At 59.1% G+C, this 15,359-nt stretch carries 12 protein-coding genes; 7 read left to right on the forward strand and 5 right to left on the reverse strand.

What is annotated here, in order from left to right:
* Nucleotides 1-90: 90 nt before the first annotated feature.
* Nucleotides 91-3,546 (reverse strand): ribonucleoside-triphosphate reductase, adenosylcobalamin-dependent, encoded by a 3,456-nt coding sequence (gene nrdJ / locus ACVWZJ_RS03825; RefSeq protein ID WP_457394712.1) that lies wholly within the window; start codon nt 3,544-3,546, stop codon nt 91-93.
* A 333-nt stretch (nt 3,547-3,879) separates the two neighbouring features.
* Here nrdJ and ACVWZJ_RS03830 point away from each other — a divergent pair, with 333 nt between their 5' ends.
* The 3 genes from ACVWZJ_RS03830 (at nt 3,880) to ACVWZJ_RS03840 (ending at nt 7,943) form a co-directional block, all read left to right on the forward strand.
* A complete protein-coding gene (locus ACVWZJ_RS03830) occupies nt 3,880-5,094 on the forward strand; it encodes a site-2 protease family protein (protein WP_011432374.1) in 1,215 nt (404 codons plus the stop codon).
* 194 nt (nt 5,095-5,288) lie between these two features.
* Entirely contained in the window at nt 5,289-6,593 is a 1,305-nt protein-coding gene (locus ACVWZJ_RS03835; RefSeq protein ID WP_457394716.1) for a M16 family metallopeptidase, read from the forward strand.
* A 60-nt stretch (nt 6,594-6,653) separates the two neighbouring features.
* Entirely contained in the window at nt 6,654-7,943 is a 1,290-nt protein-coding gene (locus ACVWZJ_RS03840; protein WP_457394720.1) for a M16 family metallopeptidase, read from the forward strand.
* Nucleotides 7,944-7,946: 3 nt separating this feature from the next.
* Here ACVWZJ_RS03840 and cynS read toward each other — a convergent pair whose 3' ends face one another.
* Nucleotides 7,947-8,393 carry a cyanase gene (gene cynS / locus ACVWZJ_RS03845; RefSeq protein ID WP_457384078.1) on the reverse strand — a complete coding sequence of 149 codons (447 nt, stop codon included), beginning with the start codon at nt 8,391-8,393 and terminating at the stop codon, nt 7,947-7,949.
* A 316-nt stretch (nt 8,394-8,709) separates the two neighbouring features.
* Between cynS and ACVWZJ_RS03850 the strand changes: the two genes are divergently transcribed.
* Nucleotides 8,710-9,738 carry an o-succinylbenzoate synthase gene (locus ACVWZJ_RS03850; protein WP_457394723.1) on the forward strand — a complete coding sequence of 343 codons (1,029 nt, stop codon included), beginning with the start codon at nt 8,710-8,712 and terminating at the stop codon, nt 9,736-9,738.
* Here ACVWZJ_RS03850 and prfB read toward each other — a convergent pair.
* A protein-coding gene (gene prfB, locus ACVWZJ_RS03855) for a peptide chain release factor 2 (protein WP_457394726.1) occupies nt 9,735-10,863 on the reverse strand; the annotation gives its coding sequence in 2 pieces (ribosomal slippage) (nt 9,735-10,790 and nt 10,792-10,863; 1,128 coding nt in all). The two genes, ACVWZJ_RS03850 and prfB, sit on opposite strands and share 4 nt — an antisense overlap.
* 322 nt (nt 10,864-11,185) lie before the next feature.
* Between prfB and ACVWZJ_RS03860 the strand changes: the two genes are divergently transcribed.
* Nucleotides 11,186-11,587: a DUF4359 domain-containing protein gene (locus ACVWZJ_RS03860; RefSeq protein ID WP_071818187.1), complete on the forward strand. Its 402-nt coding sequence runs from the start codon at nt 11,186-11,188 to the stop codon at nt 11,585-11,587.
* A 52-nt stretch (nt 11,588-11,639) separates the two neighbouring features.
* On the opposite strand, the gene ACVWZJ_RS03865 is transcribed toward ACVWZJ_RS03860, so the two are convergent.
* Both ACVWZJ_RS03865 and ACVWZJ_RS03870 read right to left on the reverse strand, forming a co-directional pair.
* Nucleotides 11,640-12,761: a methyl-accepting chemotaxis protein gene (locus ACVWZJ_RS03865; RefSeq protein WP_011432369.1), complete on the reverse strand. Its 1,122-nt coding sequence runs from the start codon at nt 12,759-12,761 to the stop codon at nt 11,640-11,642.
* A gap of 282 nt (nt 12,762-13,043) precedes the next feature.
* The gene (locus ACVWZJ_RS03870; RefSeq protein ID WP_457394731.1) at nt 13,044-14,261 is read right to left on the reverse strand and encodes an HD domain-containing phosphohydrolase; all 1,218 of its coding nucleotides are present in this window, start codon (nt 14,259-14,261) and stop codon (nt 13,044-13,046) included.
* Nucleotides 14,262-14,476: 215 nt separating this feature from the next.
* On the opposite strand from ACVWZJ_RS03870, the gene pth reads away from it, so the two are divergent.
* Entirely contained in the window at nt 14,477-15,151 is a 675-nt protein-coding gene (gene pth, locus ACVWZJ_RS03875; RefSeq protein WP_457394734.1) for an aminoacyl-tRNA hydrolase, read from the forward strand.
* Nucleotides 15,152-15,159: 8 nt separating this feature from the next.
* Nucleotides 15,160-15,359 (forward strand): hypothetical protein (locus tag ACVWZJ_RS03880; RefSeq protein ID WP_457394737.1); only part of this gene is annotated, 200 nt, incomplete at its 3' end.

Here is a 15,359-nt window from a genome sequence, read left to right on the forward strand (position 1 = left end):
AGTCCCTACAAAGGTATCACAGGAGGGAGCTCGGTCGCGCCTTTGCATCCGATGGGGTTGGTCGGCAGCAGGGGGAACCCTTTTGGGGAACTAGCTCTGAGGCGCCGAATCTGGCAACAGACACCCCAGAGCGTCACACCCTGCCGGTCCCTCTGCTGCCAAGGTAAAGTTGCGGTCGTAGCGGGCCAGGGCCGCGAAGAAGTTATCTGTCCGCCGTCTCTTTTTGACCTCGGCTACCAGTCGTTCGTAGGTGGGCTTGTCGATTTTCTCAAAAGGCAGGCGGGGGAAGGGGGCATCGAAGCGGGCCAGCAGCGCTGCGCTGATGTAGCCCTCGTCGTCGCGGATGGCTTCGTAGATACGGGATCCCAGAGCTTCCACCTCGTCCTCCCGCAGCTCGATGGTGGCGGAGGTGTTGTGGGTGGTGTAGTACTTCTGAACCTGCATATAGAAGTCAAACTGGGCCAGGGCCGAGAATTGCTCGATCTCGATCTGGCCAGCACCGGGCAGGTTGGCCCATTCTACTTCCACAGGCAGTTCCACCAGCCATTCGGTACAGCGGGGATCAAAGGGGTCGTTGAGCAAGTTCCCGTTTTCATCTTTGTCCGCCTGAGCAGGTACCACCGAGTAGCCATAGTCCAGACAGGCCAGCGCCACCGGGTCATTTTTGGCGAAGGTAATGCGGCGGATATAGCGTTGGGCCTTGGGCGGGTGCCAGCCGGGAGAGGCGTTGGTGAGCAGCGACTTGGTGCCGGCGGGCTGAACCGTGGTGCAGCGGTTGGGGCGGCGCAGGCTGTGGCGGTCGCAGTAGTCCCAGACCACGCGGTGGACGATCTCCTTCCAGCGGCTGAGGTATTCCCGCTCCTGCTGCTTGAATTCCTTCCCGATGGGGGTATCGGGTCTCCCTTCCTGCCACCAGCGCAGCCATTCAACCCCAAAGGCTTTGACGCAAAAGTCGAACAGGCCTGTGAACGAGACGCCGACGATGGGATCCCATTCCCGCGAGCGCTGGAAGCGAGGTTCCACAAAGTGGTGGTGGAGTAGGGCTGCCACCGTGAGAGCTCCCGCTGTAAAGGCGTCTTCCTGCTCCTGCCAGTTCTGGGGATCCAGCCGGTTGAGGTGGATCTCGGCCAGATTGCAGTGGAAGTCGAATCCGATGATCTCGCCGCAGTTGTGGACGACTAGCCCGTTTGCATCAAAGCAGCTGGGGCCGGGCACGGTGCAGTCATAGACCGGTTCCACCCCGTCAGGCTCCAGCGCTGCAACCGTGACGGCAAACCGCTCTCGGTTAAGCCGGGGCTGATAGCTGCCCAGCAGTTCGCCTAGCTTCTGGGCTTTGCGGGGTTCGCGGAAGCCCACTACTGCTTGAAACTGGTGCAGGTTGTCCTTAGTGATAACCAGCTCGTGAGCGATAACCAGCTCGTGCTGCGCGGCTGGCTGGCGCTGGCTGGCGGGCAGCAGGTGATATCCAGCGGGACGGATGGCCGAGACAATCCCCAGGCGGGCAAGCATGCGCTGCACGGCTTTGAGGGTGTCCAGGTTGCTTTGGGAGAGCCGCACGCTAAGCCCCTGCACGCTGCCATCGGCATCAAACAGGCCGCACAAGAAGCCGCGGTGGAAATCGCAGCTGGTGGCCTCGACTGCCGCAGTCATTTCTTTCTGTCCTGGAGCTATGCCGAACTTGGCCGCCAGTCTTGCCAAGCCGGTGGAATGGATAACCCGACACTTCAGCTCAGGGTGATACCAGGTCTCTGGCCGGCGAGGTTCGCACCCCACCGCAGTTTGCAACCGCTGAACCGCATATGGGTTCATCTCGTCTTGGGTATCCTGCCAGTGGCGCAATACAGCTGTGTCGTTCCACTGGGTCGTCGCAAGGCTGCCGTTGCCCAACCAATTCCCCAGGAGCCAGCCTTCCTCCCAGGTTCCCTCACCATCCCACGGGGTTAGATGGCGATGGTTGTGCAGCAGGATGCGGTCGCCCGGGCGCAGGTCTTCTGCCGGCACCCATTCGGTGTACTGTGCCTTTGGGGTCTGGGCGATGACCTTGAGAACCCGATGGTTGCCTGTCAGCCGCAGAGAAAACCCCTCCTCGGTCAACAGCTTGAGCACGGGCTTGGTGCCAGAGTAGAAGAACCCGGCTGGCGTGGTGCTGAATAGCTCGCCGTTGACATAGGTGCTGTGCTGCTTGCCGATAAGGTCTTTCACCTGGCGCGGGCCGTCGCCGGTATGGATCCAGGTGTCGGCCGTAACGCAGGGGTTCAGCCCGTACCGTTGTACCCTATGCCATGCCGGGGGTTGGAGGAACGGAGAGTCGGTAGCTGCCTGCCGCTCTTCTATCCAGCGTCCGGCTCCCTCTGGCCCCTGCGAGGCATAGACGTCGAGGAACTCCCGCTTGAGCTCTGGGGTGTTGAGCAGGTCGGCGTTGGCCCGCGCTACAGCTTCCCCGGCCCACTGGATGGCGCCCTCACCGGAGTAAAACTGCTTGCGCACGGCCTCAATACATTCTTCCCGCGTCGGCTTGCGGTGAAACACCCGCGTGTGGTTGGCCATGCGCAGGGCATCTCGCTCGGGATCAATTCTCCAGTTGCCGTTTTCGTCCTGCTGCCAGAGGTTGTCTTTGGCGGTGGATCCCAGCTGGTCGTCGGCAGCAAACTGACGAATGCCAGCGCTACGACGAATGTTTCCCGCCACCACCACCACCGCCGCCTCGTCGATGAGCAAACAGCACTCCACCGAGTTCAGTTGCCGACCTACCGCCCTGTTGAGGATGGCGGCACAGCGCTCGTACAAGCCGGGCAGCTTAATGGGGTTGGCTACGCCCCCAAACCCTTTCAGCCGCTCCCCAGCCGGGCGGACATCGCTCAAGTCCACTGTCACTTCCACCTGGCCCCCAAAGCTGGGATCCGACGCCAGCTCCAGCAGCGCTTGGTAGGACTCCACCCAGCCGCGGCGGCTGTCCCCCACCTGGATGTGCACCTGGGATCCCTGCCGGTGGATGCGGGTGTGTTCCTGCCGCTCTTCGGGAGGGGTGGCGCCGATGGATCCCTTCACGTGAACCCGCAGGCGGTTGACAATGGGGGGCAACTGGCGGATGAACTGGGGTTCCAGCACCGCTCCCGTGCCGCAGCCCATCATGGCCAGATCCATCATCAGGCCAAAGGCCCGCCAGTCCACCACCGCCAAACTGGTGCAGTTGTAGGCACCGGAGAAGTTTTCCGGCTTCTGGATCCAGTCGGTGCCCATCACCCACAAGGCTCGACCGGAGATCAACGCCTTCAACTGCCGCTGCAGACGTTCTACCAACTGCCGCTCCTGAGGGGTGAAGCGCCCCAACCGGGCAATATCGGCCAAGGTGCGATCGCAAACCTCACTCCAAGTCTCGCGGCTGCCATCTGGGCGGCGACGGCTGTAGGTGCGGTAGAACACCGGGCTGGCCGCCGGGGCTGTGGCCGGAAACTCGCCCAGAGGCAGGGATCCCGTCGTTTCAGCGGGATCAAGTCCCTGCACTTCTTCGCTCTGTTCGCCTGAGTGGGACGAAGTCCACACCATAGCCACACCCCTCCTGCAAAGCTCCCCTGCTAAAGCTCGGTCGTTCCAACTTTTGAGTGCTGGTTGGCCCCGCCGACCCAATGCCCAACCACGTTATCACAATCTTCGGGGGTCTGGTGTTGTAGGTAGTGTTGTGCTCTGAGAAGATCTTTAAGAGCCTCTAGGGATAGGGCAGGCCCGCTGTCTGCCGGGGGAGCCGCAAGGGAACGGAAGGCCCGGCAGAAGGGCTACAGTGGAGGAGAGGGATCCCAAGTTAAGGGGCTGCTTGTCGTCTTCAACAGCACCTTCCTGGGCCTTCTCCCCAGTGAGAGCTGTGTAAGGAGTTGTATCGTCATGACCAGTCGCCTGCGCATCGGTAGCTTGTGGGGGATCCCCTTTTTCATCGACTACACCTGGTTCCCGGCGGCCCTCCTGCTGGTGCTCTCCTACGGGGTGTTGACGGCGATGGGGTTGTTTCTTTCTCTGCTGGCCCATGAGTTGGCCCACAGCTTGGTGGCCCGCGCCTATGGAGTACGGGTTAACTCCATCACCCTGTTTATTTTTGGGGGTATGGCGGCGATTGAGCGGGAAGTTCCCCGCCCCCTTGGGGCTTTTTGCGTGGCGGTGGCAGGCCCTCTCCTCAGCTTGGGTCTGTTTGTTTTCTTCAGCGTGGCCCGGGCTTGGGCTGTGCCGGAGTCGATGCTGGCCTCAACCCTTGCCAGCTTGGCTGCCATCAACCTGACGATTGCCCTGTTTAACCTGCTGCCGGGCTTGCCTCTGGATGGGGGGCAAATGCTCAAGGCGGCCATCTGGGGTTGGACAGGGGATCGGCAAAAGGGTATGCTGTGGGCGGCCCGAGCCGGCCAGGGGGTGGGCTGGGGTTTGGTGGGGCTAGGTCTGCTGGTGGTATTTTGGGGGAGCCTCAACGGCCTCTGGGTGGGGTTGATCGGCCTGTTTATTTTGAACACCGCCCGCCGCTACAGCCAGTACGCGCAACTGCAGCAGGTGCTGGCCCGCCTGAAAGCTGCAGATGTGATGACCCGCCAGTTTCGGGTTTTGGACGCGAACATGAGCCTGCGGGAGTTTGTGGATCGCTATCTGGTGCCTTCTTCTCTCAGGCCGGAAGCTCCAACTCAGCCAGCGGAGGTTTATTTTGCCGAGGAAGATGGCCGTTATCGCGGGTTGGTCAGGCCAGAACTGCTCAACGACATCGAGCGCAGCCAGTGGGATCGCCTCACCCTCAAGGCTATTCTCAAGCCGATGGAGCAACTGCAGGGGGTACGAGAAGAGACCCCCATTCCCCAGGTGATTCAGATGATGCGCCAGGCGGAACCCCGCCGCATTTTGGTTTTCACGCCCACCGGCGCCATTGCTGGCTTGATCGACCGGGGGGATGTGGTGGCCATGGCTGCCCGGCAGTTGGGGGTCGTGCTGCCCCAAGAGGTGGTGCAGCGGGTGCGCGATAGCGAAGAATGGCCCCCTGGATTTCAGGTGGAGGACAATCTGGCCGGAGAGGGATCCCCCAGTCTGGCTTGGCAGGGATCCCCGGATTTCCATCAAGAGCCTTAGTTGGGGAGATGGGTGGACAGGGGGCGGCCCAAGGCGCCTAGGTTCTTCCTCTTCCACAAAAGGTTCCCCAAAAGGGGCGGAGCGTTTTGCCTCCGCAAGCCGGGGAGAGAAGACCAAGAAAAGTAGTCTCAGATACTATTTCCGGGAGACCCTCTCCATCTACAATTAAGACTGTTCTCCATCAATTAAGAATTTTGAACCGCTTTCCTCGTCTCTTGCCCGCCTACACCCACCGACTGAGCAACGGGCTAGGCGTTATCGTTCATCCCATCCCAATTGCCGATTCTGTAACCGTTGACGTCTGGGTACGGACAGGTGGACGCCATGAGCCGCCGGAGTGGCTGGGCCTATCCCATTTTCTGGAACACATGGTGTTTAAGGGCAGCGAGCGGCTGGCTCCTGGTGAGCTGGATTGGGCCGTCGAAGGACGGGGAGGAGTTACCAATGCTGCCACCGGCCAAGACTACACCCATTACTACATTACGGTGGCTGCTGCTGACCTAGCGGATACCTTGCCCTACTTGGCAGAGGTGGTTTTGCGGGCCGGGATCCCAGATCTGGAGTTTGAGCGGGAGCGGCAGGTGGTTCTGGAGGAAATTCGCCGCGCCGCCGACAACCCGGATTACACGGCCTATCAGCTTTTGATGCAGACCGCCTATGGGGAGCATCCCTATGGACGACCGGTGTTGGGCACACCGGAAAGCTTGATGCAACTGACCCCTGAGGTGATGCGCGCTTACCACCGCGCTTGGTATCGGCCTGAATCCATGACGGTGGTGGTGACGGGTGGCATCGATCCCGAGCGGGCGTTGGCCTTGGTGGAGGAGCAGTTTGGCAGCTCTGCTGCTGGGCCAGCACCGGCCAGCCCCCCCATCCCGCCCCAGCCTCGTCCCCAAGGGATCCTGCGCCGGGAGAGCGACCATGCCCGCTTGGAGCAAGCCCGCCTGAAGTTGGCCTGGCCTACTGTTGGCATTGACGATTGGCAGCAAGCCTGTGGCCTGGAGATGTTGGCTTCTGTGCTGGGAGATGGCCGTACTTCGCGGCTGGTGCATCTGCTGCGGGAACAGCGGGGCTGGGTGAGGGCCATTGGCTGTTCTTCGCTGGTGCTGAAGGAGGGGGGACTGTTTTGTATTGGGGCTCAACTGGAGCCGGAGGATGTGGCGCGGGTGGAGGCGACGATTCTGCACGAGATCGAAAAGCTGCAGCAGGATGGCATTGGCCAAGCGGAGTTGGATCGCACCCGGCGTATGCTCATCCATGAGTTTCTGTTCTCCGCCGAGTCCCCCAGCCAATTGGCGGGCATCTATGGCTACTACGAGACGTTGGGCGGGGTGCAGCGCATTCAAGAGTACCTGGAGCTGGTGCAATCCTTTACTCCGGCTCAGATCCGGGAGTTGGCCCAGCAGTACTTGTCTTTGGAGGCCTATGTGGTCACCGTTCTCAAGCCGACTGCCCTGGGTACAGCGGCGGCTTCGGAGCTGCAACTGGCCTGTCGGTGAGCGCTGCCTCGACGCTCTGGACTCTTGACTTTCGGATTTTGGACGGGATCCCTTGCCTGCATGAACTCTGCTCTGCTTGCCACCCAACGTGGCCGTTTACAGCGCGTCCTTTTGGCCAATGGCATCACGCTGTTGCTGGGCCAGAACCCAACGGTGGAGATCTTGGCTGCCCACTGTTTTTTCCGCGGTGGTAGCCGGGCAGAGCGGCCGCAACAGGCGGGGGTGAGCCACTTGATGGCAGCTGTCCTCACCAAAGGTACGCATCGGCGCAACTCCCAGGCCATTGCTGCTGCGGTGGAATCGCTGGGAGCCTGGCTATCGGTGGACAGTTCTGCCGACTATTTCGAGGTGAGCCTGCGCTGTGTGGCTGCCGATTTCCCGGAGCTGCTGGATTTGCTGGCGGAGATATTACGGGATCCCAGTTTTCCTGAAGAGGAGGTGGCGCGAGAGCAGGCGTTGATGCTGCAGGCCATCCGCGCCCAACAGGAACGGCCCTTCAGCTTGGCTTTCGAGCAGGTGCAACAAGCCCTCTATGGGGATCATCCCTACGCTCTGCCGGGGTTGGGACGGCTGGAAACGGTGGGATCCCTGACCCGCGAGGATTTGGTGGCCTATCACGCGGCCTACTGTCGTCCCAATGGAATGGTGATGGTGGTGATCGGCCCAGAGCCGCCGGAGCAAATGGCTGCCCAGGTGGAAGCGGCTTTGGGGGACTGGGTTGTTCCCGGCCCCTCTCCAGAGGATCGGGATGTTCCCCTGCCCCCTCTGAGGGATCCCCAACTGCTGAGGTTGCCCCAGCCCACTCAGCAGACAACAATCTTGATTGGGTTTCGCGGATCCCCTGCTGCTTCTGCGGATTATCCGGCCCTGAAACTGTTGGCCACCTACTTGGGCAGCGGTCTATCCAGCCGTCTGTTTGTGGAACTTCGGGAGCGCTGTGGCCTGGCCTATGAGGTCTCGGCTTTTTTTGCCACCCGCCGGGATCCCGCCCCTTTTGGGGTTTACATGGGCACTGCAGCAGAGAACACCCAGGTGGCTCTGGAACGCCTACAAGCAGAAATCCACCGTCTGCAGGCCAATCCCCTCGATCCGGCGGAGGTGGAAATGGCGCAGCGCAAACTTCTGGGCCAATACGCCCTCAGCAAACAAACCAATGCCCAGGTGGCCCAACTGGTGGGCTGGTACGAGATTTTGGGCTTGGGCATGGAGTTTGACCAGCAGTATTTGCAGAGGGTCAGGCAACTCACCCCAGAGCAGCTCCATCAAGCCGCAAAAACCTACCTGACCCCCCCGGCCATTGCTCTGGTGGGGCCGGAAGCGGCCTTGGCAGAAGCAGAGCCGATGTTTTAACTGCTACCACTTTTTATAGGGCAGGAACTTACCAGACATAATCACCTTAACACGATCTCCTTTAGGATCCTCTTCCTTTTCTATGTCTAGGGTGAAGTCAATAGCGCTCATGATTCCATCGCCAAACTTTTCATGAATCACGGCTTTGATTGGCATGCCGTAAACTTGAACAATCTCGTAAAAGCGGTAAATTAAGGGATCCGTCGGCACCACTGGCCCTAAGCCTTTCAGTGGGCATTCGGTCAATTGTTTAGCGACAGCGGCGTCCAAGCCTAAGATTTCGGCAATTTTGTTTGCTTCTTCTGCGGAAGCACTGGCTTGACGATAGAAGACCGCTGCAATCCACACCTCATCCCGGCCTATTTTCTCTTCCAAGTCAGCAAAAGTTAATCCCCTTTCAGCTTTGGCTTCCAAAAGCTTTTTGGTGATTTCGGGAATGGCTGTACTCATCATCGACTCCTAAGTTTTAGCTGTGCAGGCAACTCAATCTGGATTTACCACCCAAACCCGAACCCGCGATTCCTCAGTGGCACAGGTTTATTGGGAAAAGTGATGCTCTATTCAGAATCTGCTGCTTTTTTCCTTAATCATACGTAAGGAAGCACTTCTTAGGGCAGGAAGATACGCTATGTCTTCAACTCAATTCTGTAGTTTCAGCTACAGCAAGAACATCAGTCCCGCTATCTCGCTTGCAACATTTCTCTAATCTTTGAGATGCTCTACTTGTAGCTCCTCACTCTGAGGATCCTTGGAAGCGGAGAAAAAGGTGCTAGGCTTTGCGTTCTGCCTGTATCGGCGCCCCCTTCGGCGGCCCCTGCGCACCCACCACGGCCTGTGGTCTATTCGGGAAGGGATCCTGATCCGACTTACAGATCGGGAGACAGGCTGTCAGGGATATGGGGAAATTGCTCCCATCCCTTGGTTTGGCAGCGAGACCTTAGAGCAGGCTCTGGCGTTTTGTCGGCAGCTGCCCCCTCTTTTGTCGGAGGCGTATATTTTGGGGATCCCAGAAGCACCGCCGGCCTGCCGGTTTGGGTTGGAAGGCGCTTGGCTGGCCTGTCGGGATCCCGATTGGTTGAACAAGGATCTCTCTCTACTCTCTTTCTGTGAACTTTTGGGGGAGACCCTGCCGCCGGAATCTTACAAGGACTCCGTCCCACTCACGCGGTCGGTGTACAAGCTCAAGGTGGGGAGGGATCCCATGCAGCAGGAGTTGGAGAAGCTGGAGCAATGGCTGGAGCGGTTGCCACCAGGATCCCATCTGCGTTTGGATGCCAATGGGGGGTTAACGCTTGCGGAGGCCCACCGGTGGCTGGCCGTTTGTGATCGGCTTAACCAGGACTCGCCGGGCAAGATTGAGTTTTTGGAGCAGCCTCTGCCGCCGGATCAGCACGCCCATTTGGTGGAGCTCAGCCGCCAGTACCAAACCCCCGTTGCTTTGGATGAATCGGTGGCCTGCCTGGAGCAGTTGCAAGCAATCCATCGGTCAGGATGGAAAGGGATCCTGGTGGTGAAGCCGTCTCTGGTGGGCTCCTGCATCGCGCTGCGAGAGTATCTCAGCCGCCATCCCGGCCTGGATCTGGTCTTTTCTTCGGCGCTGGAGACTCCCATCGGCGCCTGGCACGGGTTGGCTTGGGCGGGATCCCTGCAGGAGAAGACGGCTTGCCCCAGAGCTGTGGGGTGGGGGGTAGGGGGGGTCTTTCCAGAAGGGGATCCCGTTCAGCTCCAAATGGCCTCACCGGAGGAGCGGCTTGCTCTGATGCAGGCAGTGTGGGAGCGCTGGAGCCGACTCTAAACGGCAGCGGCTTGCTTGGCATTTTCCTGCCGCAAGTAGGCTTGAATAAAGTGCATCAGCTCGCTCGGCTCACCGTTCATAAAGGCCTCGACATTGTAGGTTTCGGCGTTGGTGCGGTGATCCTTGATCAACTTGTAAGGATCGAAGGTGTAGGTGCGAATACGCCCCCCAAAGCCCTGAGTCACCATCTCGCCGCGAATCTCGGCCAGCTTTTGTCTGCGTTTTTCTTCTTCCATCTCGATCAGCTTGGCCTTCAAGATCTGGATGGCTCGCTCTTTGTTTTGCAGTTGGGAGCGCTCTTCGGTGCAGCGCACAGCAATGCCGGTGGGCTTGTGGATCACCCGCACTGCTGTTTCCACTTTGTTCACGTTTTGGCCACCTGCTCCACCCGAGCGGGAGGTCTCGAACTCCAGATCTTCCATCTTCAGCTCATACTCGCTTTCCTCTTCCAGAATCGGCATCACCTCTACGCCAGCAAAGCTGGTTTGCCGTTTGCCGTTGGCGTTGAAGGGGCTGATGCGCTCCATGCGGTGGTTGCCCTTCTCGGCAGAAAGATACCCATAGGCGTAGGGGCCTTCGATCAGCAGGGTGGCGGACTTGATACCGGCTTCGGCGCCTTCGGAGTATTCCGAGAGGCTGACCTTGTAGCCCTGGTTTTGTGCCCAGCGGGTGTACATTTTCAGGAGCATTTCCGCCCAGTCCTGGGCGTCGGTTCCCCCTGCGCCGGCGGTGATGGTGAGGATGGCACCGTTTTTGTCGTAGGGGCCGGAGAGCAGTTGCTGTAGCTCCCACTGGCCCAACTCCCGCTCCACCACTGCCAGGGATCCCGCTGTCTCGGCTAAGAGTTCCGGATCGGGCTCTTCTTGGAGCAGCTCAAGGGCGCTGGCGGCATCTTCCAGGCGATCCTTCCAGCGGTGCACCTGATCCCAGGAGGCCTTGAGGCTGTTGAGCTTTTGCAGGTGGCGGCGGGCTGCCTCTACATCATTCCAAAACTGCGGCTGCGAGGCTTCTTGCTCTAGGATGGCAATCTGTTGCTCCAAGTGGGGCAGGTCAAAGATAGTCCTGAGCGTTGCTCAGGCGCAAGGTGAGCGATTCTAGGGTGCGTCTTAGATCGGCAAGTTCCATAGAGAGCAGCAAGCTGTTTGCGCGTCGGATCCCATCCTAACCTGTGGGCCGGCAACTCAATCAAGGGATATAGCCCTTCTGCGGGCTTGCCGGAACACTGTTGCCGTGCAGCGCCGGTGAACCGGGTTCCTAGGAGTCCTTTCGGGGTAGAGCGTTTGGCTGTTGATCCCGCGCAGGCGGCTGGCGAAAGGGCTACGGGATCGACGGGTCGGCTTTGGTCGATTGCGTCAGCGGGACAGAACCCTTTGGCTTCTGCCGGAAGATCCCTGTTGAGGTGGCTCAAGCCTGTAGCAGAATGGAAAATCTGGTTTCGGAGGCTGCGATGCTAAAGGTCTTTTCCTTGCTTTCCGGGCTGGTTTTGGCGGGAGGAGTGGCTGCTTTGGCCATCACCAATCCCACCTTAGAAGAGTACAGAACCCATGCAGGGCAACAACTGGCCGCCTACGCTACGCGAGAATACTGCGCTCAGATCCCGTCTTTCTTGGTCACTTTGATTGAGGAATGTCATGCCCTTGTCCGAGAGCTCCAGCCCGAACTAGAAGCTCTGTTCATGCGCCAAACCCGCCGGCAGAATTTTATCCTTTTCAGCCTCTACACCACCGATTTGTCGTTGCTCAACTTTGGCCCGCTGGGGATTTCCTTGCCCACCTACCACTTTGAAACCCTTGCCGTGGCTGGGCAATTTTATACTTATGAGATTCGAGAGGGGAAAGCTGCCCCCTAGCCACCATGGCAACCTCAGGCTCTCAGGATCCAGAAGAATCTCAAAAGGGAGGCTAGATTTGGGCTCGTTCCAACAGGGTTTGCAGCTCCTCTAGGGCCAACTGAGCCGACTGGGCCTGCTGGTAAAGGGATTGCACCACCTCAGCACTGCTTTGGGCCGATTGCAGGGTGGATTGGCTCTGGCGCTGGATACGCTCTGCTAGGCCGCGAATGCGGTTGCTGGCCTCGGTGGTTCGTCCCGCCAATTTGCGGATCTCCTGGGCAATGGCTCCAAAGCCACCGGCACCACCGCTGCGGTTGGCCTCTACAGCCGCGTTAAAGGAGAGCAGGCGAATGTATCCTGCCACCTCCACGATCAAATCCACGATGGTGTTGATCTCCTTGAGTTCGCGGGATAGCTCCTGGTTGTTGTCGGCAATTTCCTGGAAGAGGGTGCGCACCGCTTCTACCCCAGCAAAGGTGGCGGCAAAGGTGGATTTGCCCTTCTCCGAGAGGATCGAGCTAATCTCGATGATGCGGGCATTGAGGCGAGCCAGCTCCTCAGAGCGCTGTTGGGCCCGCCGGCGTTCCATATCTAAGGCCAGGTTTTGGTTGAGGATCTCGGCTTTTTGCCGCTCCAGATCCCGGGCATACTGGAGGCTGCGGTTTTTTTCCTGCTCCAGCTCTGCCAAGATCCTTATCATCTCTTCCTGCTGCTCCTGTAGCTTGCGCTGGGTGGCCAGATGCACCTGGGCCTGGGCCACCAACAACACCGGCACATCGAGAAGGCGGTAGTCCTGGGATCCCAGTTGAACCACCACGGGGTCATAGATGGTCTCTTCGGGCCGTTGGAAAGCTCGGTCGGCTGCTTGGATGACATCGCAGTCGCCGGGGAGCAAGAGAAAATCCCGGCTATGGAACTCTACCATGGAGCTGATGGGCCGCTTCAAAAACACATCCAGGCCGTAGGGCTTGCTGAGCATCCACTCCAGAATGGCGCGGCGGGTCAACATTCCCCGCACCTGTGACCGCTCGTCCAGCACGATGACTCCTGAAAGGCTGCTGTCATCTTCTAGGCGGCGCACCACGTTCTCACAAGGGGTGGACTCGCTCACCTGAAACTCCACCAAGGCCAAATCGCGCAGCTTGGTGTTGATCGATAGGGTAGGAGTGGGTGGATTTGTCAGGGTAGCCATCACAGGGATCCTCGGCACACGTTGGGTACAGATGGGTTGGATGCTAATGTGTAGAGCAACACAAAAAGTCGGCTCTAGATCGGCCTTTGATGGGGTGATTCCTGCAGAAAATCGACCACCTTCAGTTTGCCCTGGGATCCCATCTCCTGCCCATAGGATTTTGCAGAATTGTGCGGGAAGGATGGCCTGGGATCCCTTCTTTGCGGTTTGCTGGGACGGATCCCTTTGGAGCTGAATGTTCTGGGTTGGTATCTTGGATCCCTGATTGATCTGGAGCTGGATTTAGCGGGTTTCTTGATAGCGGTGGTAGATTTCCAGAATTTCGCTGCGTCCTCGGTTAAAGGCGGCCACCACTTGCGGATCGAAATGGCTGCCTCTGTTGTCCTCTACAAACTGAAAGACCTCATTCAAAGCCCAGGCTTCTTTGTAGGGGCGACGGCTGGCCAAGGCATCGAATACATCGGCTAAGGCCACAATCCGCCCTTCTAGAGGGATCCCTTCTCCTTTGAGGCCGCGCGGATACCCACTGCCGTCGAACTTCTCGTGGTGGGTCAGAGCGATGATGGCGCTCTTTTTCATCAGCTCGGAGTCGGACTTGCTGAGGATCTCATAACCAATCTCAGGGTGGCGGTTCATGATCTGCCGCTCTTCTGGGGTCAGACGCCCCGGCTTTTGCAAGATGGCATCCGGGATCCCGATTTTGCCCACATCGTGCATGGGACTGGCGTAGAAGATCAGCTCTTGCTCATGGCTGGATAGGCCCAAGTGCTTGGCGATGATGCGAGAGTAGTTGCTCATCCGCTTCAGGTGAAAGGAGGTATCTTGATCCCGGTATTCTGCGGCCACAGACAGACAGAAGATGGTCTCGAAGTGGGCAGATTTGAGCTCTTCCCGCAATTGGACGTTTTGATAGGCAACCGCCGCCTGGGAGGCCAAGGCTTCTGCCACGCTAACTTCCAGCTCAGAAAAAGGTTGGCTCCACTCGGCCACTTGGTCAGGAGCTAGGGGGGTGGGGTGATCCGGCTTTAGGCGGTTCAACAGTTGTAGGGCGCCGAGGATCTTTCCTGAGGGATCCCGCATGGGCACAGTGAGCAAGGAGCGGGTGCGATAGCCGGTCTGCCGATCCACCTGTGGGTTAAAGGCATAGGGCCGGTCGGCGGGCAGGCGGTAGACATCTGGCAGATTCAGGCTCTCCCCGGTGAGCACCACATAGCCCACAATGCTGGAAGGGCTGAGGGGCAGGCGCAGATCCCGCAGCTCCTCATGGCGGTTGACCACGAAAAAGCGCAGTTCCTCCCCCTCTCGGACAAAAAGGCTGGCCCCATCACAGTGGGTCAGTTCTCGGGCTTGAGCAACAATCAACTCCAGCAGCCGCTGCAGATCCGTTTCTGAGGAGAGGGCGATCCCCACTTGAATCAGACGCTGGCTGAGGCGCAGGGCATCCGAGGCATCGAATTCGGTTGTGCTGGGGTGAAGACCGAAGGGGGTGGGCAGGCTCATAGCAGGGTTGGTCAGAAGCGTTCACAATGAGCGTTGACAATAAACAATGGCAGAGTCATGGGCGGCGAGCCATTTGCCCCCAGGGATCCTCACCGCTGTCCCGACTCAGTCCGGCTGGGTATCTGACACCTTCGGGGCGACCAGCAGCCCAAAAACACGCCAACACCACTCAAAGCAGCGATGCCTTACTTTAGCTCGAGGAGGCGAGAAACGTTGTGACCCAGGTCAAGCCCAAGGAGGTAGATGAGATTTCCCTGCAGCTTGTTGTGGGCTTGGGCAATCCCGGCCCTCAATACGCCAATACTCGCCACAATTGCGGCTTTATGGTGGTGGATCGGCTGTCGCAGCGCTGGGGGATCCCATTGGTTTTGGAAAAGCGGTTCCAAGGCAGCTACGGAGAAGGGTTTGCCCTGGGAGGAAAGCGGCGCTTGCTCAAGCCGGAAACTTATATGAACTGTTCCGGCCAATCGGTGCGGGCGGTGCTGGATTGGTACAAGTTAGATCTCGCCTCTGTGCTGGTGGTGTACGACGATATGGACCTGCCGCTGGGTCGTCTGCGCCTGCGGGGATCCGGTTCTGCCGGTGGGCACAACGGCATGAAGTCCATCATTCAGCACTTGGGGAGCGAGGCGTTTCCACGGCTGCGTTTGGGGGTGGGCAAACCCAAGGGCAGCCAAGATGTGGTCGGGCATGTGTTGGGGGGATTTGCGCCTGCAGAACAAGAGGTGCTGGAGCGGGTGTTGAATACGGCGGTAGAGGCCGTGGAGTGCTGCTGGCAAGAGGGACTGAGGACAGCCATGAACCGCTTTAATCCTCTGGATCTGTCTGGGCCATCGTCCGATTTGGATGGATCCAACCCTGCACCGGGCCAAGGCGAGGCTTCCTCCTGAGGAGCAGCTTGTCCTGGATTGCCGGTTCTGAGGGGTTTTCCAGGAGAGGAAGTGGTAAGGGCTTCGTCCTGCTCATGGAAACGTCTGTGGAGACAATACTCCAGATAAGTGTCAATTATCTGGAGTATTCGGGATACTTGGCCGGATTCGAATCCTTGGATCCCTCTGCCGGCGACAGACTCCTCATGCCCGACCAAGCATCCTCTGT

The sequence above is a fragment of the Thermostichus sp. OS-CIW-29 genome (assembly GCF_054058195.1).

Bases quoted from the DNA above. Each gene is read 5' to 3' on its own strand.
- ACVWZJ_RS03870 (WP_457394731.1), bottom strand. From the start codon at position 14,261: ATGAGCCTGCCCACCCCCTTCGGTCTTCACCCCAGCACAACCGAATTC.
- ACVWZJ_RS03840 (WP_457394720.1), top strand. From the start codon at position 6,654: ATGAACTCTGCTCTGCTTGCCACCCAACGTGGCCGTTTACAGCGCGTC.
- ACVWZJ_RS03830 (WP_011432374.1), top strand. From the start codon at position 3,880: ATGACCAGTCGCCTGCGCATCGGTAGCTTGTGGGGGATCCCCTTTTTC.
- cynS (WP_457384078.1), bottom strand. From the start codon at position 8,393: ATGAGTACAGCCATTCCCGAAATCACCAAAAAGCTTTTGGAAGCCAAA.
- ACVWZJ_RS03865 (WP_011432369.1), bottom strand. From the start codon at position 12,761: ATGGCTACCCTGACAAATCCACCCACTCCTACCCTATCGATCAACACC.
- nrdJ (WP_457394712.1), bottom strand. From the start codon at position 3,546: ATGGTGTGGACTTCGTCCCACTCAGGCGAACAGAGCGAAGAAGTGCAG.
- ACVWZJ_RS03860 (WP_071818187.1), top strand. From the start codon at position 11,186: ATGCTAAAGGTCTTTTCCTTGCTTTCCGGGCTGGTTTTGGCGGGAGGA.